Raw genomic sequence first — 22,902 nt, forward strand, 5'->3', positions numbered from 1 at the left:
TTATTTATTATAAAGTGGGGGATTATCGTGCAACCTGAATCAGTTGATAGAACAAATAAAATATTTGATTATTTAGATGATATAGTTAGATTAGGACATAAGGTTGTCCATAGATTAGAAGACCATAATAATTTCTTATTATATCAAAACAAGTTACCAGTAACTGAGAATGTAAAAGCTAATGATCTTTTTTATCAGTTGCAATCTTCTTTATTAGAAATAAAAAGATGTGATTTACCCGAACGTCCTGAGATTCCTAAAAACTTAAATAATTGGATTAAGTTTTCTTCTGCTCTAGATTCAGAACCAGAAATTATTTTTAAGCGTAAAATGTTCAATAATCAAAAACAAGAATGCTTTTATGATATACCAGAACGACCATTGATTTTTAAAGAATATAAAGAGAAATTAGAAACTTGGATTAAAGAAGTTGAACCATTAAAAAAAAGTAGAGAATTATTTGATGAATTATTTAGTGTCAGCAAAACATTAAGGTATGAAGAAAATTTAGAATTAATTTTAGGCTATGGAATACTACATTGGAAAAAAGATAATAAATTAATTAAGTATCCGTTATTAACTCAAAAAGCTATAATTGAACATGAAGCTAAAAAGGATAAAATTATAGTCAAGACACCTGATGATGCAATGTGGGATTTGGAGTTAGAATCGTTGATTGATGTAGGTATTTCTGATTTAGGAGACATAAGGGATAAATTTGATGAAATAAAGTATAATTATGATTTTGAAGAGGGAAATCCTTATTTAAATTTATTTTATGAAGCTACAGGTATAACTCCAGATGGAAAATTAATTAAAGATATTGAAGATGCTAGTTTAAAACCAAATGAAAATTTAAGGATAGTTAATGGTTGGACACTTTTTGTGCGTAAAAGAAATCAAAATGAATTAATTGAGGATATTAGAGCATTTAATGAGCAATTAAAAGAAAATAATATTACTTTGCCAAATAGTTTACAGAGTTTAGTAGAAGATCCTGATGAAACAACTGTGAATTGGGATAAAAGTGAATTTCATGATGAATGGACAGGGTTATTAGATAATGATATATTGTTTCCGAAGGAAGCTAATGAAGAACAGATTCAAATTTTAGATTGTTTACAGAAATCAAATGGAGTGATAGTACAAGGACCACCAGGGACAGGAAAAAGCCATACTATTGCTAATTTAATTTCTCATTTTATGGCTCATGGACAGAGAGTTTTAGTTACTAGTCAAAAAGATCAAGCTTTAAAAGTTTTGAGAGATATGATACCTGAATCTTTGAAATCATTATGCATAAGTGTTCTACAAAATGATGTTAATCGAAAACAAAAGCTAGAAAAAGCAGTTTCTTATATTTCTGAAATTGTTTCTAAAGAAGATTATAGTAAGTTAAAAGAAAAAGCTAATGATTTAGAAGAAAAGTTTGTTACTTTAAAAAAGAGATTACAAAAAATTTCTACTAAGCTTAAACGTTTAGCTGAAGCTGAATTACCTATTATAACAGATAATATGAAGTATTCTTTATCTCCAGCAGAGGTAGCTAAAAAAATAGAACAAGAAGATAAATATCAATGGTTCACGGATCATCCTTCTTATAAAACAACTAGAGCTATAATAGATAATGAAGATGTTATTAAACTTGAAGATGAATTTCCCTTAACAGATGATGAGTTTGAAGAATTAAAAGTTTTACGTCAAAATTTATTACCTAAACTTGATGAATTATCTACTTATCAATTACCTGATACAGATAATTTACTTACTCCAGAAGAGTTTAAAGATATGGCCCAAAATTTAGAGAAAATTTATCAATTAGAGCAAAAGGCAGATGATTATTTTCCTAATTTAGTATTAAAAGAAGACGTACAGAAAAATACAATTGATTTAATAGAGAAAGGTATTAAAGTTTATAATGTAATTGAAGCTTCGTGGGCTAAAAGGCTTATAGATGATGCTTCTGAGTTCAAAGAACAGTTAAATGATGCTTTAGATACTTTGGGGACTATTTATGAAAACATAAATAAATTGCATAAAAGCATAGGATTAATAACTAGTATTGAATTAGATGAGAATGTTTCTTTGGATAAATATAAAGAGTTTGTAGATTCTGCTTTAGAACGAGTTAATCAAGCGAAAAAACCATGGAAATGGTTTAGTTTATTTGATGGAGGAGAAAAGAAGGCATTACAGGAGATTAGATTTAATGGTCAACAACCTAATAATCAAGAGGAATGGGAAAAAGTAAAAGATTATATTAAGTTAAAGTTAAAAGTAAATAAATTTGTTCAATTCTGGTCAGGGTTAAAAGATAATTTTGCATCTTATTTACCAGATTTATCTCAGCAAGCTGATTTTCAACAAGTAGAAAAAGTATATCAAAAGTTAGAAAGTGCTTTTAATTATAAATATGAGTTGAGACTTAAATTAAAAAATGAATTATCTAAAGTTATAATAGGAGAAGATAAAGTACTAGAAGAGAGATTAGAAGAGGAATTAGAAAATATTTATCAGGCCTTAAAAATCAAATTAGAACAAAGAGAATTTATTGAAGCTGAGCAAATTTTTACTGATTTGAAAGAAAATTTAGCAGTTTTACAGCAAAGAAATGCTCATCCTATAGTAGATGAATTAATAGACTGCTTACCTGATGAGATACATGTAGTTAAAGAAAAAGTAGCTAAATGGAAGAATAATTATGAGCAGTTAAAAGAAATAGAAGAATTTTTACCAGATTATAATAAATTTAAAGAATTAGTTGATAAATTATCAACTCAGGCTTCTAATTGGGCTGAGCAATGGATGAATCCAGAATATACTTTGGAAGATTTAAATATTTCGGTTTGGGAAGAAGCCTGGGAAGAAGCTATTTTAGAATCATATTTAGAAGATATTTCAAATAAAGAAGATAAAATTAGCAAATTAGAGGCAGAACAAGATAAATTTCAGCAACAAATAAAGAAAGCAAAGGAAAACTTGGTATTGACAAAGACAAAATTAAGACTTAAAGATAGTATTACTGATTCTGATTTAATGTCTTTAAATAAGTGGAAAAAAGCAGTTAAAAGATATGGTAAGGGTACTGGAAAGTATGCTCCAAAATGGCGTAGAGAAATGCAGAAACATATGCAAGAAGCTAAAGATGCTATTCCAGCTTGGATTATGCCTATTTATAGAGTATCTGAAACAATCCCAAAGGAATTTGGCTGTTTTGATGTATTAATTATAGATGAAGCAAGTCAATGTGATATTCGAAGTTTACTTGCTTTGTGTAGAGCAGAAAAGGTGATAATTGTAGGGGATGATCAACAGATTAGTCCTAGTGCAGTAGGGGTTCCTCATGATAAAGTTGATGCTTTTATTAAACAACATTTAGATGATTTGCCGCATAATACTATGATGGATTTAAAGACTAGTCTTTATGATATAGGAGAAATTATTTTTAATGCTCAGTCTAGATTAATGTTAAAAGAACATTTTCGATGTGTACCAGAGATAATTGAATTTAGTAATCGCCTTTGTTACAACAATGAAATATTACCTTTACGTAATGTCCCAGATTCTGAAAAGTTAAAGCCTACTTTGGAAAGTAATTTTGTAGCTGAAGGCTATATTAATGATAGAGGAAAGATTAATAAACCAGAAGCAGAAGCAATTTGTAAAAAAGTCAAAGAGTTAGCAGAAGATCCTCGTTATAAAGATAAAACCTTTGGAGTTATTTCTTTAAAAGGGAAAAAGCAGGCTAAATATATTTTTGATGAAATTGATAATTACCTTACTTCGCAGCAATTAGCAGAACATGATTTTTTAGCTGGTGATGCTTATACTTTTCAGGGTGATGAGCGAGATGTAATTATTTTATCATTAGTAGTTGCAAATAATCGTAGATTTAGAGCTTTAACTAAAGAAAGTGCACAACAAAGATTTAATGTAGCAGTTAGTAGAGCTAAAGATCAGTTGATATTATTTCATTCAGTAGAGTTAGGAGCTGATTTAAATAACAAGGAAGATATGAGGTATAAGTTATTAAATTATATTCAAAATGGTTCCATAGAACGTGAGGAATTAGAGAATCCAAAGGAACTTTGTGATTCTGTATTTGAAAAAGATGTTTATGATTGGTTAACTGAAAGAGGATATAAAGTTACTCCGCAGGTTGAGGTAGGAAACTATAGAATTGACCTAGTAGTAGAGGGTAGAAAGAATCGACTTGCTGTAGAATGTGATGGGGATAGATGGCATCCTCCTGAGAAGTGGTGGGAAGATAGAATGCGTCAGCGACAATTAGAACGGGTAGGTTGGACATTTTGGAGAGTATCAGGAACTACCTTTTATAGTAATCCAGATGAAGCTATGCAATCTATTATTCCTAGATTAAAAGAGTTAAACATTGAGCCTTTATTAAAAAAAGAAAAGGAGCAAATTAATAAGCTAGAAAAAAATTTAAATCAAAAAGATGAAGTTGCTAATAATTTTACTCCAGATGATGTTGTTGAAGGCCCACATGGTAATAGAGGAAAAATTATAGCAGTAGAAAGTGATAATTTATTAGTTGAAGTTGGCCCTAATAAAAAAGAGAAATGGAAAATGCAAAATTGTAGTTTCATTAAACAAGATAAGGTAACATGTTGAGCTTGCCCCTCTAAATTTGGACAAGATTTAATTAAATTTATTAAACATAGAATTCCACTAAATTACTTGCTTATACAGCAAATTTAACTCTTGAAACTAAGTTGTTTAAAATATTTTTATGATAAACTGCTGGTGGCATTTTACCAACAGATGAATGTGGTCTCCTGTTGTTGTATCTATCAATAAATTTATCAATTGATTTTCTACAATGGGTAATATCAGAATAATGGTTACGATAAATTTCAGATCGTTTAAGTGTTCCATGAAAGCTTTCTATATGAGCATTTTCTTCAGGTGTATTTACTGTAGTTCTCTCATGAGATATATCAAGCTCATTAAGTTTTCTCTGAAATTCTCTACTTTTAAACTGGGTTCCATTATCAGTTCTTAATGTTAAATTTTCAGTATTTCTATTGTCTGTAGCTTGTTCTAAAGCTGCAAGAGCCTCTTTAGTACGGCATCTTAGGCTTTGATAATGACCAACTATTTCTCTAGTATAAACATCAATTATATCAAACATATATACCCATTGACCATTTTCATCTATGTACATCTGGACCATATCCATTTCCCATAGCTGGTTAGGTCCAGTTAGTTCATGTTTCTGTTTTAATTGATAATTTTTAGGCTTTGGTACTATCTGCTCCTGCAGGAGATCTAAGACCTTCATAATGCGGTAAATCCGCTTATGATTAACTTTGAGCTCTTTTTCATAATTTAAGTAGTTAGTTACCATTCTGTAGCCTAAATGAGGAAATTCATTACAGTATTCTTTTACCAATGAAATTACTTTATGTTCTGGTACTAGATTTCCATCTTTATCATAGGCATGATGACCTGTATAAAGTTTATTCTTAGTATTATTTTCCTGATTATCGTTGCTGTTTTGACGGTAATAATAGGTGCTTCTGGCTATATTAAAAGTTCTACACAGTTCAGAGATGGTATAATCTGTTTTTAAACTATTTATTATTTTAATTTTATCGTCTGTATTTAATCCTGCCAGGGCTTTTTTTAAGGATTTCCATCTGTACTTTTTGTTGACCAATGATCTTTTGCATCTCCTGAATTTGCTTGTCTTTTTCTTTTAATTTAGCTTCTTGTTCGGTAGGAGATTCACCATTAAGTTTGCTCATTCCTCCATCTAAAAACTCCTTTTTCCAGGCATAGATGGAGTTGCGGCTGACATCATATTCTTCAACTAGATCAGATATATTTTCATCTTTAAGAACACGAAGTACAATTTCCATTTTAAGTTCAGGATCATAAGATTTAGGCATTTGCTTTTACCCCCTATAATTATTATAAAATGTTAAGTTGGTGTTTGTCCAACATTATTAGGGGGCGTAACAAATCATTTAAAAACTTGTAATTAATAAGAATGCAGAAGTTTAGTAATTTTAGTCCAAAACTTTATGAAAAAAGTATAGGCTAGTTCAAAACTATATGAAATTTAATTAAAAACTTTGTGAAAAATAGAGTTGATAAACGCTTAAATTTCGTTTCGCCAGTACAAAACTATCTGAAAACCTACATTGTTGTAGGTTTTCAGATAGTTTGAGAATATGAGCATGAAGTTTGAGAATGGGTTTCGGAAAGTTTGAGAATAACCAAAAATATGCATCGTATGTATATTTATTAATGAAAATAATAAATAGCTGTAATAAATAAAACCTGTAGCTTTTTACTAAAAAGCTACAGGTTTTTTGTTTAAAAGAGAATCATAATAAATATGTAGTTATTATTAGATGGTAGGTTGTTGAATAAAAAATATTTCCAATTCAAAAAGGAAAAGTTGCTCACTTTCTAGTATTACTTCAGGTGACCAAACCTAAATCACTAGAAAGGAGCAACTACTAATGATTATATCACCTGAAGAATTAAAAGAAAATACCTTTTATCAAATTTGTTCCAAATTAGATGAGATTTATTATACAAAGTTTTCTCCTCAAGAGAATCAAGGTCGTGGTAGACCTAAAAAATATTCAGATTTACAAATGATTAAATGTCTATTATACAAAGTTAAAAATAAAATTTATTGTTTGCGAGAACTAGAGTCTAAGCTTAAGGAAGATCTTTTAGCTCTGGGAATCATTAAACTTAATGACGTTCCAGACCATTCTACTTTTGCTCTTAGATTTAATCAGCTTGAAAAGATGAAATTTAATATACTTTTTCAGTCAGTGATTAAAGAATTAAATCCTGATACTAGAATTACATCTATTGATGCAACTGCTTTAAGAAGTTCAAAGAATGATTCAGATGCTAAATTAGGTGTATCAACTAATTTAGGTAGATATAAAGGATATAAATTACATTTAATAGCTTCAAATGACTCTATTCCACTATCATTTAAGTTTACCACAGGAAATGTCTATGATAACACTTTTGATTACTGTAAAGAAATTATGGAACCGTTAGGTGAACATGATATTTTCATTCTTTTAGGTGATGCAGCCTATGATAGTACTAAATTGTTCAAATTAGCAGATGATCTAGGTTTTAAGTTATTGACCGATATAAATTATAGAAATGCAGATTCTATTGATGATTTTACTGATAAATGTAGAATAGAAAATGGAATCTATTTTAACTCTCCAATGGGAGAAAAAATGTACAAAAATAGATTAACGATAGAAAGATCATTTTCAATTTTAAAAGAACGATATAACTTAGAAGCTCCTAGACTATATGGCTTTAAAAGATATAGATCTCATGTTATGTGGACACTCTTACTGTATTTAATTGAAAAATTGATCGACAAAGAAAATGGAATAACAGATAATAAATTTTCTTGGAATAGATAAATTTTGATAGTAATTAGAAATCAAATTTTAAATCTAATTGCTAATTAAGCAACTTATTAAACTAATTATTCAACAACCTAAATATAATCTTAAATGGTATGCAAAATGCTACTTTTCTACATGGCTCTAGTATTCAAGAAATGATTGTTAATAAAGAAATTAGAGAATTCTTTCATGAATTGTTATTTGCAGAAATGGATTTGATTGATAAAATGATTAAATATGGAAAGACAAAAGGATGGCTACCTAATGTTCGTGAACTACTCGGCAATGAATTACCGAGCTTCATGGTCGCTTGCTTTTATGGGAATTACCCGTAATATCAAGCAAGTTACCCAATCGGCGTGTCCAACGTCACTACTCCTATCTAGCATAGGTGCTAGACTCAGAGATACTTTTATTGCTCAAGATAGAAGTGTAAGCACCTCTATAAGTGCTTACTAGAAGATTTAGTGTCTTCTATCTACAACGAGCACCCTGAATATTTTACACAGTAGAGGTTTAGCTACTGCAACCTCCAATATTCACTTGTGATTTACATCTATATTGTAATAAATTATGGAGCAAATGTCAATTGTTTAAACTAATATTTGCTAATCCTTATATCTCCCATTTGAAAAAGGGAGGGTTACGGATTATTTCCTAAACTAACTCATAGTCCTTAATATACTTAGTCAGCTTATAGATTTGGATGAAGCTTGCTAAGTTCAGATATGCTCAGCATATCCTAAGAGTATTAGCGATTTTAAAGTTCACTTCTTTACATAGTCTGTTTTCTTTAATCTTAGAAGTCGTTTTATTACCAGAAGAACGAGCTTTACGCTTATTTTTGTATCTCATACGCTTAAATTTAAGCTCTTTACCTGAGATACATTCTTGAACGTACCATTTTAAGCGTAGACAGAAAGTTAACAAGGTAGAATCAGCGGATACGGTTTTTGTGATTTTTACGGAGGGGATTGGTTTGCTAGTGGTGAATGGTATTGAGCCTCGAAAATAGTGTACCTAATGATGATAGCCGAAGCTTTCGCTTCGGTCTTTCTGTAAAAGAGAGTATGTCTAATAAGCTGAAGAGGTGAAGAGGACAGATGCCAATAGGAAGTCGGATACTCCCGTAGTACTGAAGAAGCCGGGTAATTCTGGCCGAGGGAAGGAGTAGTAACAGATGGAACTGCAAGTAAAGGACACACCTTCTGGAATCAGAACCAGAGAAAAGGTGAGAACAAAACTTACTCGTATAACACAACGAGCCCGTAAAGATAAGGAAGCAAAGTTTTGTGCATTAGGACATCTAATGTATAAAAGTACTTTACGGGAAGCCTTTAGGAGACTATCGAGAACAGCAGCTCTAGGTATTGATGGAGAAACTAAAGAGAGTTATGAAGAAAATTTAGCTGAAAACATCGATAATTTATACAAAAGTTTAAAGAATAACTCATTATAATAAGAGATCAATGATTAAAGAAAGTAGCTTGCTAATAATAATGAAATTTGTAGCAACTGTTCTATTTTAGAACACTGTTTTAAAATAGAATAGTCAATCTGGGTTTTCGAGTTATATTCAATCAGAGTTATATTAATTCTAAATAAATATTTAGTTTGAATTCTTTAATATAAGAGATATTATTCTTTTATTTTGTAAGAATGATCAATGAATTGTTTTTTTGATGAGATTGGTATATTATTTGCATGTATATTTAAATAGAGAGCGTTTGGTTTTATAGATTCTTTAGAGAAAGGGGGAGTGGTTGTCAATTGGCTAACTTTAAATTGATAAAATTAATTTTAAGGGAGGTGGCCCCGTCTTAAACGGGAAAATTATGAATAAAATTTTAATGATCGATCCTGATAAGTGTTCCAGCTGTAAAAATTGTGAATTGATCTGTTCTTTCTATCACGAGCAGGAATTCAATCCGGCTAAATCTCGAGTACAGGCTTTAACTTGGGAGCGGATTGGTGTTGGTATTCCTATGATGTGTATGCATTGTGAAGATGCAGCCTGTATGGAAGTCTGTCCGGTGGATGCTATTTATCGTGATGTAGAGACAGGAGCTGTCTTAGTTGATCATGACCGCTGTTTTGGCTGTAAATTATGTGTTAGTGCTTGTCCTTTTGGCAATGTAACTTATAATTTAGAGACTAAACAGGTGATCAAGTGTGATCTCTGTGGTGGTGAGCCACAGTGTGTAGAATTCTGTCCTTCAAATGCTATTGAATACAAAGAAGATAGCTCTATTAATAGAAATAAGAAGCTGGCTGTGGCTGAAAAATTCAAAGATCTTTTTGAGGAGGTGGAATAAATGTATAGCTGGACTGGAAAATTACTCCGAATTAATTTAACTGAACGAACATCTACAGTAGAGTCTTTATCGTGTGAGGATGCAGAAGAATATTTAGGCGGCCGGGGATTAGGTACTAAGATTATGATGGATGAAGTTGCTCCGGAAGTAGATCCTTTAAGTGCTGATAATAAATTAATCTTTGCTACTGGTGTGTTAACAGGAACTATTGCTCCTTCTTCGGGAAGATATATGGTAATTACTAAGGGGCCTTTGACTGGTACAATTGCTTGTTCTAATTCCGGCGGTTTCTTTGGAGCGGAATTAAAGTATGCCGGATATGATGCAGTAATTATTGAAGGAGAAGCCGACCGACCTGTCTATCTCTGGATTTATAATGACCAGGTTGAGATTAGAGATGCTGAAGATTTCTGGGGCGAGACTACTCATGATACGACAGATATGATTAGAGGAGAGACTAATGAAGAAGCAAAGGTTTCCTGTATTGGACCAGCTGGAGAGAATTTAGTCAAGATGGCCTGTATTATGAATGAAATGAATCGGGCGGCCGGCAGAACTGGTGTTGGAGCTGTAATGGGTTCTAAGAATCTCAAAGCAGTAGCTGTTAGAGGAACTAACGGAGTTACAGTTGCCGATAATGAAGGCTTTATGGATACTGTTAGAAAAGCTCGTCAAATGATTGAGGAACATCCCGTCGGGGGCGAAGGGTTACCTACGTATGGTACTAACATTTTAGTTAATATCCTCAATGAATCCGGCGGATTACCTGTCAATAATTTTAGAGATTCAGGCGTCTTTGAAATGGCCGATAAAATCGGTGGGGAAACTTTAGCTGAAGAAAACCTAATTAGAAATAAAGGTTGTTACTCATGTATTATTCGATGTGGCCGGGTAACAAAGGTTACTGATCCTGAGTATAAAGGCATTGGTGAAGGTCCTGAGTATGAAGCAGCCTGGGGTTATGGTGCTGACTGTGGCGTTGATAATCTTAATATTATTACTAAAGCTAATCACTTATGTAATGAATTAGGACTCGATGCTATTAGTATGCCGACCACGATTGCTTGTGCTATGGAGCTTTATGAAGAAGGATATATTTCTCAGGAAGAGGTAGATTATGATTTGTGCTTTGGTAAGGAAGAGATTCTGGTCGAGTTAACACGCAAAACGGCTTACCGGGAAGGGTTTGGTGATGAGCTGGCCGAAGGTTCCTATCGCATGGCTGAAAAGTACGGGCATCCGGAACTTTCTATGAGCATTAAAAAGCAAGAGATGCCGGCTTATGATCCGCGAACTTTACAGGGGATTGGTCTAGAATATGCTACTTCTAATCGCGGCGGCTGTCATGTGCGGGGTTATACTACTTCCCCAGAAATTTTGGGTGTGCCGGAAAAGATTGATCCTAATGCTACGGAAGGAAAGGCTAAGTGGTGTGTTACCATGCAAGATTTGACAGCTGCTTTAGATGCATCAGGGTTCTGTTTATTTAGTACTTTCGGTTTGGATGCCGATATAATGGCTGAATTACTTTCGACAGCGACTGGTCTTGATTTATCAACGGAAGACTTTATTAAGATCGGCGAAAGAATTTGGAATTTAGAGAAAATATTTAATTTAGCAGCTGGCTTTACTAAAGAAGATGATACTTTACCGCCACGAATATTGGAAGAACCACAGAAAACTGGTCCTTATAAAGGAGAAGTGAATCGTTTAGATGAGATGTTGCCTGATTACTATGAATTACGGGGCTGGAATGAAGAGAGTATTCCAACGATAGAAAAGATGGAAGAATTAAATCTGGAGGAATATTATCAAAGTTTAGAGTAAACAACATAATCTTGATTTATTGGCCAGTGGTAGCAATATCACTGGCCCTACTTTTTTATATGAAGAATATTCAAGAGGAGGTAATGATTTTGCAGATTAATTTCTTTGCTACATTTCGCAAAGTTACTGGGAATAAGCAGTATGATTATCAGGGTTCGGTAGAAAATATCAAAGAATTGCTTCTGGAGCTGTCTGATAACTTTGGTACTGAATTTCGAGAGATGGTTTTGGTGGGAGAGGAGTTGAGTCCAGAGGTAATTATTTTAGTTAATGGGATTAATATTGAACATCTAGCCCAGGAAGAGACAGAATTGAATGACAAGGATAAAGTCAGTATCTTTCCAGTGGTAGCAGGTGGGTAATAACTAAATAATTTTCCAATTTTATTTTATCTTGATACAACATATGTCATATGGTATAATAGGATAAAATAGGATAAAAAGATAAATTTGACAAAATATATTATTCCTGTTTACAGAACAGATTTAACTTTTCAGTTGACTAGTCAATTACCTCCGATCTTACTTATCCCTCTGGGATTTGTAAGACGTTAGGGTATAGAGAGTAATCGCTATGCCTGCCATTAGCAAAGGAGCTTATTCTGGATTCAAATTTCTTGAATCTGAAGCGATGGTATAAGGAGGTGGAGCCGATGGAAAGAAATGTAGAGCAGATAACTGAAGCATGGCAGACTTATGTTTTGCAAGGCAAAGTAAATGATAAGTTGGATACTAGTATTAAAAGATCATGGCAGCGGTGTAGTGAGTATGAGATTAATCCTTTTCAAGAATCTAATGATTGTGTATTACAGGCAAATAATTTACAAGAAAAATTAGAAGAATATGAAGAAATAATTAGAGTAGCTACTCCAATTATGAAAGAATTACACCAGTCAATTAAGGGGTCAAATTTTATTGTGGTTTTGACTGATAATCAAGGCCATGTTTTGAAGAGTATCGGTGATGATAGCTTTATGCCTAAAGCACAAAAAGTTTATTTAATTGAAGGGGCTAGCTGGCATGAAAAAGTAAAGGGGACTAATGCAATTGGTACCGTAATTGAAGAAGAATCTCCATTAAATGTCTATGCTAGTGAGCATTTTTTTCAAGAAAATCATTTTTTGACCTGTTCGGCGGCTCCGATCTTCGATGCTGATGATAATTTTATCGGAGTGATTGATATTTCTGGAGATTATCATAGTGCACAGCGACATACTTTAGGAATGGTAGTAGCGGCAGCTAGTGCGATTCAACGGCAGTTATTATTACAGCATCTCGAGCGGGAATTAATGATTTCCGAAAAGCAGAAAGAATTAATTTTAAATTCGACTGCGGAAGGTTTCTTTACGGTTAATAATGAAGGAGTTATTACTCAAATTAATCAGAAAGGGAGTCAATTATTAGGTTATGCGCCCCAGGAGTGTATTGGTAAGAAGTTCGAAACTTTCTTTCCTGAATCTACTTTTTCATCATTAATGAAGTTAACAACTGATGGAACTGAAAAATCAAAGGAGATGGTCTGGAATCTAAAACAGAAAAGATTACAGGTTACTTCAAAGGTTATTAATGAAGAGGAAGAAGTAACCGGATTAGTAATTAAAATTAATGATTTTTCTGCTCAGAAGAAGTCAGAAACTAAAAAAGAGCAGAAGACTGATTATTCGTTTAGTGATATTATCGGTCAGAGCAGAGAAATAAGGAAGATGATTAGAATAGCCCAGAAAGTAGCTAATAGTGATTCTACAATTTTGTTGACCGGTGAAAGCGGGACCGGTAAAGAATTATTTGCCCAAGCTATTCATAATTACAGTTCCCGGCAGGATAAAGAATTTGTACCTATTAATTGTGGAGCAATTCCTGAAGATTTAATGGAAAGTGAATTGTTTGGTTATCAGGATGGAGCATTTACAGGAGCTAAACGTGGTGGCAAACCCGGCAAATTTGAATTAGCTGATGACGGAACTATCTTCTTGGATGAGATTGGAGAATTGAATTTTAGTGCTCAGGTTAAATTGCTACGGGTTTTGCAGGAGAGGAAGGTAAGCCGGCTTGGCAGCAATGAATTAATACCTGTGGATGTGCGGATTATTGCTGCTACTAATAAGAATTTAAAGGAAAGAATCAAAACCGGAGATTTTAGAGAGGACCTGTATTATCGTTTAAATGTAATTAATCTCGAACTTCCTCCGTTAAGAGAACGCGGTGAAGATATAATTATTCTAGCCGAATATTTTATTGAGAAGCTGGGGATGGCCCTAGGAAAATATAATGTTAAATTATCAGAACCGGTTAAGAAGACATTTAAAAATTATAACTGGCCGGGAAATATAAGGGAGTTAAAGAATGGAATAGAAAGCGCTTTAAATTTAATTGAAGGACTGGTAATTAAAAAAGAACATATTCCAGATTATCTTGGGACTGAAACAGATCTGCAATCGCAGCATTACAGTATTGATGATGAATTATTATCATTAAAGGAAGCGGAAGCTAGAGCGATAAGAAAAGCGCTTAAATATTTTGAAGGAAATATCAGTCGGGCGGCTAGACATTTAGAGATAGGGCGGAATACTTTATATAGAAAGATTGAAAAGTATGGTATAAATATCTGAGTTTTTTTAGGGACTGGCGTTAGAAAATAGAACATCAAAGGTAGTTAATAGGTGTTTTAAGTTTGAACAATGTTGCAAAATAGAACGATTATTTTGACTCCTAAGATAAAACATTGGACCTGCAGATTAATAATTATATTCGAAATTGTGTGATAATTGCAATTATTGAAATCTTTTTGTCGATATTGATGCAACTATTTCTTGAAGTATATAAAATAACAAAAATTCAAAAATTGGTATGCTTGTTGCATTTAAAATTAAGTGTAAGTTAAAAATATTTTATCTTGGGAGGGATAATTTATGAAACAAGTTTATGGTTACTTTATGTCGCCGGTTAATCTAATGGGAGCAGGAGCAGTAGAAGAAATAGGTGATCAACTTAAGAAATTGAAGGGGACAAAGGCTTTAATTGTAACGGATGAAGATTTGGTGGAGTTAGGAATTGTAGAAGAGGTAACGGAGCATATCAAAAAAGTAGGAATAGACTTTGTTGTCTTTGATGGAGTGCAGCCTAATCCTACAGTTAGCAATGTAGAAGCGGGATTGGAACTGCTAGAAGAAGAGAATTGTGATATAGTTGTTTCAGTGGGAGGAGGTAGCCCCCATGATTGTGCTAAAGGTATTGCTATAGTTGCTACTAATGGAGGGGAAATTACTGATTATGAAGGCTTAGACCAGTCAACGGAACCGATGATGCCTTTAATATCTGTTAATACTACTGCTGGAACTGCTAGTGAAATGACCCGGTTTGCTGTTATTACTGATGAAGAGAGACAAGTTAAGATGGCAATTGCTGATTGGAGAGTAACTCCTAATGTAGCGATTAATGATCCATTATTAATGATGAAAAAACCTCCGGCATTAACAGCAGCAACAGGAATGGATGCTCTAACTCATGCAGTTGAGGCTTATGTTTCTACTGATGCTACTCCTGTTACTGATTCGGCAGCGATTAAAGCTATTGAGTTAGTTGCAGAAAATTTAAGGGAAGCTGTAGCAAATGGAGATAATTTTGAAGCTAGAGATAACATGGCTTACGCTGAATTTTTAGCCGGTATGGCTTTTAATAATGCTTCTCTTGGTTTTGTTCATGCTATGGCCCATCAGTTAGGGGGCTTTTATGATTTGCCCCACGGGGTCTGTAATGCGATCTTATTGCCTCATGTAGAAGGATTTAATTTAATTGCTAATCCGGGACGTTTAGCTGATATTGCTGAAACAATGGGAGAAAATATTGAAGAGCTATCGACTAGGGCAGCAGCGGATAAGGCTTTAGAAGCGATTACTACTTTATCTAAAGATATAGGAATTCCACAGAGATTGAGCGATTTAGAAGGAGTCAAGAAAGAAGACTTCGATACTTTAGCTGAAAATGCGCTCAAGGATGTTTGTAGTTCGACTAATCCAAGAAAGGCAACTAAGGAAGAAATTATAGGTATTTTTGAGTCTGCTTATTAAATTTAGATTAAAAGCTCCTAATTTTATGATAAAATTAGGAGCTTTTATATTTGCCCAGTATGATTGCTTGTTTTTCTTTATAGTGAAAGTCTAAACGGGGGTTAGCAATGCCCACTGTTAGCTAATATGAATAATTGTCATCTATTTTATGTATATTTGATGGTTTTCATAGAAATAAAAAAGGAATTACTGGATTAGATATTGAATTAAGTAATGAATATCCATTATTTATGAAATAAAAGAAATAAAACAAAATATATTCTTATTGTACAGGGAGGTACTATATAATGGCGTGTCAATGTGGAGAGGTGGAGGAGAATAAAGAAGAGTATCTGCAGCCGTTAAAAGGGATTTTAAAGGCTTATGCTGGCAAGAAGGAAGACTTAATTCCGGTGTTACAGGCGGCCCAACAGGAGTATGGCTATCTGCCCCAACCGGTTTTAAGAGAGATTTCAAAAGAGCTGGATATCTTCTTTAGTGAAGTCTATGGAGTGGCTACTTTTTATTCTCAATTTCATCTAGAGCCTAGAGGCGAGAATATCATTCGAGTCTGTATGGGAACAGCCTGTCATGTGCGCGGCGGAGATGAAATTTTAGATAAGGTTAAAGCGGAGCTGGGCATTGATGCTGGCGAAACAACAGATGACCAGAAATTTACTTTAGAATCAGTAGCCTGTATTGGAGCCTGCGGTCTGGCACCGGTAATGACAGTTAATGATGATACTCATGGACTGTTAGTACCGGATAAGATACCCGATATCTTGGACCAATATAGATAATAGAGTAAAATAATGGAGGTGAAGAAGTTGAAATCACTAGAACAGTTAAACAGGTTACAGCAAAAAGCCCAACAAGATTTAGAAAGAGTAGAGAAACGGATTCTGATCTGTGGTGGGACCGGATGTGTTTCCTCAGGAAGTAAAGAGATTCAAGATGAATTAAGGAAGGAATTAGAAGTTAATAATTTAAAAAGTGAAGTTAAGATAGTAGAAACAGGCTGTCATGGCTTTTGTGAAAAAGGTCCCATAATAATTATTTATCCTGAAGAGGTATTCTATTGTGAAGTAGATCCGGAAGATATAAAAGAGTTAGTAGAAAAACAGCTTCTAGAAGGAGAAGTAGTGGACAGACTATTATATGAGGATCCGGTTAGTAAAGAGAGTATTCCTTCTTACCGCGAGATTGATTTTTATAATGAACAGCAGCAGATAGCATTAACTAACTGCGGTCAGATTAATCCAGAGGATATTGAAGAGTATTTGGCAGTAGGCGGCTATCAGGCCTTAGGAGAGGCTTTAACTGGGATGAAGCCTGAAGAAGTAATTGATGAAGTTAAAGAGTCGGGACTTCGCGGACGAGGCGGCGGAGGATTTCCCACGGGTTTGAAATGGCAGTTTGCCCAGGAGAGTGAGGGAGATAAGAAGTATATTATCTGTAATGCTGACGAAGGCGATCCCGGGGCCTTTATGGATCGAAGTATTCTTGAGGGAGATCCTCATAAAGTACTTGAGGGGATGATTATTGCCGGCTATGCTGTCGGTTCTGATGAAGGCTATATCTATGTTAGAGCCGAATACCCGCTGGCTGTCAAACGCTTAAGAGAGGCTATCAGTCAGGCGCGGGAGTACGGCCTGCTGGGAGAGAATTTATTTGGAACTGAATTTAGTTTTGATATTAATATTAAAGAAGGAGCCGGCGCTTTTGTCTGTGGTGAAGAAACGGCTTTAATAGCTTCGATTGAAGGCAGACGGGGAATGCCCCAGTCGAGACCTCCCTATCCTGCCCAAGAGGGCCTGTGGGGTAAGCCTACCAACATTAATAATGTAGAGACCTATGCCAATATATCGACGATAATTACCGAAGGTGCTGAGAGCTTCAGTTCTGTGGGGACTGAAGAAAGCAAAGGAACTAAAGTATTTGCACTGGCAGGTAAGATCAATAATACAGGTTTAGTTGAAGTGCCGATGGGAATTACAGTGGAAGAGATTATTTATGATATCGGTGGCGGAATCCCCGGTGATAAAGACTTCAAAGCAGTTCAGATCGGCGGTCCTTCTGGAGGATGTCTACCAGAAGAAAAACTACATCTGCCTATTGATTATGATTCTCTGCTTGAAGCCGGAGCAATGATGGGTTCCGGAGGATTAGTTGTTATGGATGAGGATACTTGTATGGTGGATGTAGCCCGGTACTTTTTGGACTTTACAGTATCAGAATCCTGTGGTAAGTGTGCTCCTTGCTCAGAAGGTACTAAACGGATGCTGGATATCTTAGAAAGAATCACTGACGGTAATGGTAAACAAGAAGACCTAGAGCAATTAGAGAAATTAGCTGAAGTGATTAAGGATACTTCATTATGCGGTTTAGGTCAGACTGCGCCTAATCCTGTCTTATCAACACTAAAGTATTTCCGGGATGAATATAAAGCCCATGTAAAAGATAATAAGTGTCCTGCTGGGGTATGTAAGTCATTAGTAGAGTATCAGATTACTGATGATTGTCAGGGATGTACTAAGTGTGTAGATGAATGTCCAGGGGATGCTATTAGTGGAGAGGCTAAAGAGCAGCATACTATAGATGAAGATGACTGTATTAAGTGTGGAAGCTGTATTAATGTTTGTCCTTTTGATGCAATAGTTACTAAATAAATAGAAAGGGGTAGAGATTATGAAGGAAAAAGCAAAATCTGATGGAGTAGAGACTGTCTGGGATAGGTTTGAAGAACAACAGCCTCAGTGTGGTTTTGGTCAGCTTGGTTTATGCTGTAGAAACTGTAATATGGGGCCCTGTAGGATCGATCCTTTTGGAGAAGGACCTTCGAAAGGAGTCTGTGGTGCGACAGCAGGGACAATAGTTTCCAGAAACTTAATTAGAATGACTGCTGCTGGGGCAGCGGCTCATAGTGATCACGGTAGAGAAACGGCTTTAGTCTTTAAAGAAATAGTTGAAGGAGAAGTGCCAGGATATGAAATAAAGGACGAAGCTAAGTTAAACTCAATAGCTTCTAGGCTAGGAGTCAATACTGATAGAGAAATTGAAGAGGTTGCTAAAGATGTGGCAGAGATTGCGCTTGAAGATTTTGGGAAACAGGATGATGAGGTTATTTCATTTGCCAATGCTTATGCACCTGAAAGTTTACAGCAAGTCTGGCAAGAGCTTGATGTTGCTCCCAGGAATATAGACCGGGAAGTTGTAGAAATTATGCATAGAACTCATATGGGAGTTGATGCTGATCCGCTTAACTTAAATTTACAGGGCATCAGAGCAGCTCTTGGAGACGGCTGGGGCGGCTCTTTAATTGGTACTGAGTTTTCAGATGTGATGTTTGGAACTCCTGAACCTGTTGAGTCTTCAGCAAATTTAGGTGTGTTAGAGGAAAATAAGGTAAATGTGATTACCCACGGCCATGTTCCGATTCTGTCAGAAAAGATTGTTGAAGCTGCTGAGGATGAAGAAATGATAGAGTTAGCTAAGTCTAAAGGCGCCGATGGAATCGTTGTAGCCGGTATGTGCTGTACAGGAAATGAGATTATAATGAGACACGGCATACCAACAGCCGGTAACTTTCTCCAGCAGGAACTGGCAATAACTACTGGTGCTGTAGATGCTATGGTAGTAGATTATCAGTGTATTATGCCTTCGCTTACAGATGTAGCTGATTGTTATCATACTAAAGTAATTACTACTTCTGAAAAGGCCAAATTACCAGGAGCAGAACATATTGAGTTTGATCCAGCCAAGGCTGATAAGATTGCTAAACAGATTATTAAAACTGCTATTGAAAATTATCCTGCTAGAAAAGAAGAGAAGATAGGAATTCCCGAAGAAAAGATGGATGGAGTTGTAGGCTTCTCTGTTGAATCAATAGTAGATGCCTTAGGCGGTTCATTAGATCCACTTCTTGAGGCAATTAAAGAGGGGCAGATAAAAGGAATAGCAGGTATAGTAGGCTGTAATAATCCTAAGGTAGAACATGATGAAGGACATGTTGAAGTTGCCAAGAAATTAATTGCTAATGATATATTGGTAGTAGGAACAGGATGCTGGTCAATTGCTGCTATGAAAGACGGCCTCTTTAAACCAGAAGCGGCCGAGTTAGCTGGAGATGGTCTGCAGGCAGTCTGTGAGCAGCTTGAAATTCCTCCTTGTTTGCATATGGGAAGCTGTGTGGATAATACCAGAATTCTTGTTGCTGTATCAGCAATAGCAGAAGCGTTAGGTGTTGAACCTTCCCAGTTACCTGTCGCTGGAGCAGCTCCAGAATGGATGAGTGAAAAGGCAGTCTCGATCGGAACTTACTTTGTAGCCTCCGGGATCTTTACTGTGTTAGGCACGACACCTCCTGTATTGGGAAGTAATGAAGTAGTGAAGTTATTAACTGAGGATATAGAAGAAGTAACTGGAGGTAAGTTCGCTGTTGAGAGCACCCCTAATGAAATAGCAGATCTAATGCTTGATCATATTGCAAGCAAGCGGAAAGAACTGCTAGGAGAGAGGGGATAAAGATGGAAAAGATAATTTATGTTAATCTAGATAAATGTTTGGGCTGTCATACATGTGAAATAGAATGTGCTGTTGAAGATTCAGACTCGAAGAGTCTCTTTGGAGCTATTCTAGAGGACCCGCTGCCTCAGGCTAGAGTAAGTGTAGAATTCATGGAGGGCAATAATATTCCCTGGCAGTGTCGGCACTGTGATGATGCTCCCTGTGAGACTGTCTGTCCTACTGGAGCTATAGGTAGAGAGAATTCTGAGTCTCCAGTTGTGATAGAGAAGGATAAATGTATAGGATGTAAGATGTGTCTTCAGGTCTGTCCTTTTGGTGTAATAGAGAGAAGTAAAGCCGGTGGTGTGGTAACCAAATGTGATCTTTGTACAGATAGACTAGAGGAGGGAGCAGAACCCGCCTGTGTCGAAGGCTGTCCTACAAATGCATTAGAATTTATAACTACAAAAGAGCTTGCTAAGAAGAGGAGAGAAGCAGCAGCCGAAGGACTTGTAGCTGCTTTTCAAAAAAGTGAGTCTGACGTAAAGATGGGGTAGGAGTGATATGAATGAAAGCAATAATCAATGGTAGAGATGTTGAGCTAAAGACAGAGAAAACCATTCTGGAACTGGCAGAGGAGATGGATATTGAGATTCCAACTCTCTGCCATCATGGCGGTCTAGAGCCTTACGGTGCCTGTAGATTATGCATCGTCGAGATAGAGAAGAACGGTAGAAGAGAGCTGGATACTTCCTGTACTAGATATGTAGAAGACGGTATGAAGATCAGAACAGAGACTGAGGAGATAATAGAAAAGAGGAAAGTTATAGCTGAACTTCTGCTGGCTCGAGCACCGGAATCAAAGAAATTACAAAAGAAACTGGAGGATCTTGGAGTTACAGAAACTGAATTTACAGCCAGAGATTATGATTGTGTTTTATACTGCGGTAAGTGTGTTAGAGCCTGCAAAGAAGAGGTGGGAATCGGTGCAATAAACTTTGTAGGAAGAGGCTATGAAACTGAAGTAGATACGCCTTTTTCTATCGATTCCGATGTCTGTATAGGATGTGGAGCCTGCGCGGAGGTCTGTCCTACAGGGGCTATAGAGGTTGATGATGAAGGTTCAACAAGGTATATTCGGTATTTCAATACCACTCTGGAGTTAAAGGAATGCAGGGAATGTGGAGACTTCTTTAGTACCGAACGAATGATTGAAAGATTAAAAGCAGAAGAAGAGTTTTCAAGTTTTGCTGAAGAATACTTTGATTTATGTGAAAAGTGTAGGAGAAATAAAGAGATGAGTAAATTTTTGGAGGTGAAGCAATGAAGATTGCCGTTTCAGGAAAAGGGGGAGTAGGTAAGACTACTATCTCTGCCGGACTGGCCAGAATCTTTTCCCGTGAAGGGGAAGAAGTTATTGCTCTGGATACAGATTCTTCTCCAAACTTGATGACTGCTTTGGGAGCTAAAGATACTTCTGTTACTCCATTATCAGAGATGGATGAGCTGATAGAAGAAAAGACCGGGGTAGAGCCAGGCAGTGGATACGGCCAGATGTTTAGGCTAAACTTTACAGTAGATGATATTCTGGATAGATTCGGTGTTGAATGTGATGATGGAGTGCAGCTATTAGTGGCTGGCTCGATTAGACAGGGAGGAAGCGGCTGTTTCTGTCCTGAGAATGCACTTATAAAGAAGTTGATGGAACATTATTTAAAAGAATGGGACCAGACTTTAATAATGGATATGGAAGCCGGAATTGAACATTTAGGAAGAGGAACTACCGAAAATGTAGATGTTTTACTGACAGTTGTAGAGCCGAGTCTGCGTTCAGTTAAGACAGCGGCTAGAATAAATAGACTGGCTGAGGATATAGGTATAGAGAATAATGTAGCTATTTTAAATAAAATGAAAGAAGAAAGAGAAAAAGAGATTATTGAAGATAAGCTGGATATTCCTCTTATATATACTATTCCTTATAATGATAGTGTTAACAAAGCTGACTTGAAGGGGAATTCTGTGTTTAATGAAGATGAAGAATTAATGAATATGATGGCAGAATTAAAACAGAAATTGTAAGTTTGAAATTCAACAAAATTAGCTTAGTTGTGAGGAAAAGCTCCCACAACTTCTTGATACAAACCAATCTTTCATAGATTTGACAAAAGACAGATTATATATTAAAATAAATTTAAAATAAAGGAAGAAGAGCTTCCTAAACTCTCAGGCAGAAGGACCTTGAGTGGATAGACTCTGAGCCGAAATTTACCGGGACAGAGAGAGCTGAGTAATTAGCTTTTTCTGTCCCGGTTTTAATATTTACTTGGGAAGGTGATAATATGGCCCAATATCTAATAGTTACAGATAATCCTTTAGTCAAAGAAAATGTAGAATTAGACATTAACTATTGTGAAAGTTTAGACGAAGTAATGATAACAACCAGGGATTTAGTCCATTCAAGATATAAATTGATAACTCATCCGTTAAGTGGAAGTGTAAAGCCGGTACAGAGTCCTTATAAATCAATCATTTTACAGAAAATTAAGAATAATAAGTTAAATTATAAATCCTTAAGAATAATAGAGTCTGCTATAACAAAAGTTGAACAATTTAAAAAGAATTATACTGACAGAGATTATCCTAAGGAAGTACTTAAGGACTATCAAACCATAGATTTTAGTTTGCTACAGAGTGGACTAGAAAAAATCTAGATTATTTGTTTCTAGGAGGAAAAGGGATTTATAGTTGTTGTAGTTTTTGTTTATAGTATAGTTAGTGTTGA

17 protein-coding genes and 1 riboswitch are annotated in these 22,902 nt (G+C 35.3%); of the genes, 15 read left to right on the top strand and 2 right to left on the bottom strand.

Annotation, left to right across the window (positions count from 1 at the left end; translation table 11 throughout):
• Window positions 1-27: 27 nt before the first annotated feature.
• Window positions 28-4,635, top strand: coding sequence for an AAA domain-containing protein (locus tag acear_RS05115; protein WP_013277946.1), 4,608 nt, complete (start codon window positions 28-30; stop codon window positions 4,633-4,635).
• A 70-nt stretch (window positions 4,636-4,705) separates the two neighbouring features.
• Here the strand turns inward: acear_RS05115 and acear_RS05120 are convergent, their stop codons facing one another.
• Entirely contained in the window at window positions 4,706-5,683 is a 978-nt protein-coding gene (locus acear_RS05120; protein WP_148217677.1) for an IS3 family transposase, read from the bottom strand.
• On the bottom strand, window positions 5,616-5,915 hold the full coding sequence (locus acear_RS05125) for a transposase (protein WP_013277948.1): 300 nt from the start codon (window positions 5,913-5,915) through the stop codon (window positions 5,616-5,618). Before acear_RS05125 ends, acear_RS05120 begins: the two co-directional genes overlap by 68 nt.
• Window positions 5,916-6,494: 579 nt before the next feature.
• On the opposite strand from acear_RS05125, the gene acear_RS05130 reads away from it, so the two are divergent.
• The 14 genes from acear_RS05130 to acear_RS05200 all read left to right on the top strand — a co-directional run bounded on the left by acear_RS05130 (window position 6,495) and on the right by acear_RS05200 (window position 22,831).
• Complete coding sequence (locus acear_RS05130) at window positions 6,495-7,442, top strand: ISNCY-like element ISAcar1 family transposase (protein ID WP_013277949.1); 948 nt, start codon at window positions 6,495-6,497, stop codon at window positions 7,440-7,442.
• A gap of 1,165 nt (window positions 7,443-8,607) precedes the next feature.
• Complete coding sequence (locus acear_RS05140) at window positions 8,608-8,886, top strand: hypothetical protein (RefSeq protein WP_013277950.1); 279 nt, start codon at window positions 8,608-8,610, stop codon at window positions 8,884-8,886.
• Between the two features lie 376 nt (window positions 8,887-9,262).
• The gene (locus acear_RS05145) at window positions 9,263-9,742 is read left to right on the top strand and encodes a 4Fe-4S dicluster domain-containing protein (RefSeq protein WP_013277951.1); all 480 of its coding nucleotides are present in this window, start codon (window positions 9,263-9,265) and stop codon (window positions 9,740-9,742) included.
• Entirely contained in the window at window positions 9,743-11,569 is a 1,827-nt protein-coding gene (locus tag acear_RS05150) for an aldehyde ferredoxin oxidoreductase family protein (protein ID WP_013277952.1), read from the top strand.
• A gap of 89 nt (window positions 11,570-11,658) precedes the next feature.
• The gene (locus acear_RS05155) at window positions 11,659-11,931 is read left to right on the top strand and encodes a MoaD family protein (protein ID WP_041667278.1); all 273 of its coding nucleotides are present in this window, start codon (window positions 11,659-11,661) and stop codon (window positions 11,929-11,931) included.
• A 139-nt stretch (window positions 11,932-12,070) separates the two neighbouring features.
• Window positions 12,071-12,180: riboswitch (molybdenum cofactor riboswitch) on the top strand.
• A 41-nt stretch (window positions 12,181-12,221) separates the two neighbouring features.
• Window positions 12,222-14,177: a sigma-54-dependent Fis family transcriptional regulator gene (locus acear_RS05160; RefSeq protein WP_013277954.1), complete on the top strand. Its 1,956-nt coding sequence runs from the start codon at window positions 12,222-12,224 to the stop codon at window positions 14,175-14,177.
• Between the two features lie 300 nt (window positions 14,178-14,477).
• Complete coding sequence (locus acear_RS05165; RefSeq protein WP_013277955.1) at window positions 14,478-15,635, top strand: iron-containing alcohol dehydrogenase; 1,158 nt, start codon at window positions 14,478-14,480, stop codon at window positions 15,633-15,635.
• 287 nt (window positions 15,636-15,922) lie between these two features.
• Entirely contained in the window at window positions 15,923-16,414 is a 492-nt protein-coding gene (gene nuoE / locus acear_RS05170; RefSeq protein WP_013277956.1) for an NADH-quinone oxidoreductase subunit NuoE, read from the top strand.
• A 27-nt stretch (window positions 16,415-16,441) separates the two neighbouring features.
• On the top strand, window positions 16,442-18,283 hold the full coding sequence (gene nuoF / locus acear_RS05175; protein ID WP_013277957.1) for an NADH-quinone oxidoreductase subunit NuoF: 1,842 nt from the start codon (window positions 16,442-16,444) through the stop codon (window positions 18,281-18,283).
• A gap of 19 nt (window positions 18,284-18,302) precedes the next feature.
• Window positions 18,303-20,138, top strand: a complete 1,836-nt coding sequence (cooS, locus tag acear_RS05180) for an anaerobic carbon-monoxide dehydrogenase catalytic subunit (RefSeq protein WP_013277958.1) — start codon at window positions 18,303-18,305, stop codon at window positions 20,136-20,138.
• A 2-nt stretch (window positions 20,139-20,140) separates the two neighbouring features.
• Window positions 20,141-20,677: a 4Fe-4S dicluster domain-containing protein gene (locus tag acear_RS05185; RefSeq protein ID WP_013277959.1), complete on the top strand. Its 537-nt coding sequence runs from the start codon at window positions 20,141-20,143 to the stop codon at window positions 20,675-20,677.
• A gap of 11 nt (window positions 20,678-20,688) precedes the next feature.
• The gene (locus acear_RS05190; RefSeq protein WP_013277960.1) at window positions 20,689-21,447 is read left to right on the top strand and encodes a 2Fe-2S iron-sulfur cluster-binding protein; all 759 of its coding nucleotides are present in this window, start codon (window positions 20,689-20,691) and stop codon (window positions 21,445-21,447) included.
• On the top strand, window positions 21,444-22,199 hold the full coding sequence (locus acear_RS05195) for an ATP-binding protein (RefSeq protein ID WP_013277961.1): 756 nt from the start codon (window positions 21,444-21,446) through the stop codon (window positions 22,197-22,199). The genes acear_RS05190 and acear_RS05195 overlap by 4 nt, the downstream gene beginning before the upstream one ends.
• 260 nt (window positions 22,200-22,459) lie before the next feature.
• Window positions 22,460-22,831: a GrdX family protein gene (locus acear_RS05200; RefSeq protein ID WP_013277962.1), complete on the top strand. Its 372-nt coding sequence runs from the start codon at window positions 22,460-22,462 to the stop codon at window positions 22,829-22,831.
• Window positions 22,832-22,902 lie beyond the last annotated feature (71 nt).

Source organism: Acetohalobium arabaticum DSM 5501, assembly GCF_000144695.1.
Taxonomy (GTDB): domain Bacteria; phylum Bacillota; class Halanaerobiia; order Halobacteroidales; family Acetohalobiaceae; genus Acetohalobium; species Acetohalobium arabaticum.

Coding starts and splice junctions, on each gene's coding strand:
- acear_RS05125 (WP_013277948.1), bottom strand. CDS start 5,915: ATGCCTAAATCTTATGATCCTGAACTTAAAATGGAAATTGTACTTCGT.
- acear_RS05130 (WP_013277949.1), top strand. CDS start 6,495: ATGATTATATCACCTGAAGAATTAAAAGAAAATACCTTTTATCAAATT.
- acear_RS05140 (WP_013277950.1), top strand. CDS start 8,608: ATGGAACTGCAAGTAAAGGACACACCTTCTGGAATCAGAACCAGAGAA.
- acear_RS05145 (WP_013277951.1), top strand. CDS start 9,263: ATGAATAAAATTTTAATGATCGATCCTGATAAGTGTTCCAGCTGTAAA.
- acear_RS05150 (WP_013277952.1), top strand. CDS start 9,743: ATGTATAGCTGGACTGGAAAATTACTCCGAATTAATTTAACTGAACGA.
- acear_RS05160 (WP_013277954.1), top strand. CDS start 12,222: ATGGAAAGAAATGTAGAGCAGATAACTGAAGCATGGCAGACTTATGTT.
- acear_RS05165 (WP_013277955.1), top strand. CDS start 14,478: ATGAAACAAGTTTATGGTTACTTTATGTCGCCGGTTAATCTAATGGGA.
- nuoE (WP_013277956.1), top strand. CDS start 15,923: ATGGCGTGTCAATGTGGAGAGGTGGAGGAGAATAAAGAAGAGTATCTG.
- cooS (WP_013277958.1), top strand. CDS start 18,303: ATGAAGGAAAAAGCAAAATCTGATGGAGTAGAGACTGTCTGGGATAGG.
- acear_RS05185 (WP_013277959.1), top strand. CDS start 20,141: ATGGAAAAGATAATTTATGTTAATCTAGATAAATGTTTGGGCTGTCAT.
- acear_RS05190 (WP_013277960.1), top strand. CDS start 20,689: ATGAAAGCAATAATCAATGGTAGAGATGTTGAGCTAAAGACAGAGAAA.
- acear_RS05195 (WP_013277961.1), top strand. CDS start 21,444: ATGAAGATTGCCGTTTCAGGAAAAGGGGGAGTAGGTAAGACTACTATC.
- acear_RS05200 (WP_013277962.1), top strand. CDS start 22,460: ATGGCCCAATATCTAATAGTTACAGATAATCCTTTAGTCAAAGAAAAT.